This window comes from Rhodococcus sp. CX (genome assembly GCF_015865005.1).
Classification (GTDB): Bacteria; Actinomycetota; Actinomycetes; order Mycobacteriales; family Mycobacteriaceae; genus Rhodococcus.
Window position 1 is genome coordinate 6,695 of sequence record NZ_JADZGH010000172.1, and the last position, 1,347, is coordinate 8,041.

Genomic DNA, 1,347 nt, shown 5'->3' on the forward strand with positions numbered 1-1,347 from the left:
GCGTCTCCCCCGGCCGGGCCTGTGCCCCTCGACAGGCCCGGCCGGGGGAAACGATCCGCAACACCCGTCCACCACAGTCGACCGAACCGCGCACCACGCATCACCCGGCTTTCCCTCGCCGGAAAGGTTCTCGGCACACTGAGGAAGCTGCACATGTCTGTACTGGGAAGCCCGAACGAGCCCGCGAACACGACCGGCCCCACCGGTAACCGCGTCTCCGGCGTGGTTCGGTCGGTCGCCGCACTCCTGCCCCGATGGAGCGAGTGGAAACCCGCGCTCCGCGCTCCCGGCGCCGATCTGCTCTCCGGCCTGATCGTCGCGCTGGTGGCACTGCCGCTGGCGCTGGGCTTCGGTGTCAGCTCCGGCCTCGGTGCCGCCGCAGGCCTGACCACCGCGGTCATCGCCGGAGCCGTCGCGGCCGTGTTCGGCGGTTCCCGATTCCAGGTGTCGGGCCCCACAGGCGCGATGACGGTGGTCCTGGTGCCGATCGTGGCCCAGTACGGTCCGACGGGTGTGCTCGCGGTCGGGCTGATCGCGGGTGTGGTCCTGGTCGCGCTGGCATTCGCGGGCATCGGCCGAGCCGTCCGCTACATGCCGGCCCCCGTGATCGAAGGGTTCACCGCCGGCATCGCCGTCGTCATCGCTCTCCAGCAGGTCCCGGCCGCCCTGGGCATCTCCGGCGCTGAGGGCGAGAAGGTGTGGCAGTCCGCGTTCGACGCGGTGCACAAGTTCGTCGCGGACCCGTCGATCCTGACACCGTCGATCGCGCTGGTGGTCGCGGTGGCGATTCTCATCGGCGGACGCTTCTTCCCGCGGATTCCGTTCTCCCTCGTCGCGGTCGCCGCCGCGACCGTCGTCGCGCAACTGTTCGGCTGGGACATCGCCCGGATCGGCGCCATTCCGTCCGGGTTCTCCGCACCGACCCTGAGCTTCCTGGACCTGGGGAATCTCACCTCGCTGATCGCACCGGCCCTCGCCGTGGCCGCCTTGGCGGCGCTCGAGTCGCTCCTCTCGGCGACCGCCGCGGATTCGATGGCCGTCGGCACGCGCCACGATCCCGACCGGGAACTGTTCGGACAGGGCCTGGCGAACATCGCCGCACCGCTGTTCGGCGGTGTCCCGGCGACCGGCGCGATCGCCCGGACCGCGGTCAACGTCCGCTCCGGCGCCCGGACCCGGCTCGCGGCCCTGACCCACGCGCTCATCCTCGCCGCGATCGTGTACCTGGCCGCCGGTCTCGTCGCCGAGATTCCCCTCTCCGCGCTCGCCGGGGTGCTCCTGGCCACCACCGTCCGGATGGTCGAGACCGCCTCCGTCCTCGCCATCGCCCGCGCCGGCCGCGCCGAC

General features: G+C 72.0%; 1 protein-coding gene. It reads left to right on the top strand.

Annotated features, from left to right (window positions below; genetic code table 11):
• Nucleotides 1-153: 153 nt before the first annotated feature.
• On the top strand, nt 154-1,347 hold a 1,194-nt coding region (locus I0Q12_RS18260), incomplete at its 3' end, for a SulP family inorganic anion transporter (protein WP_197253296.1).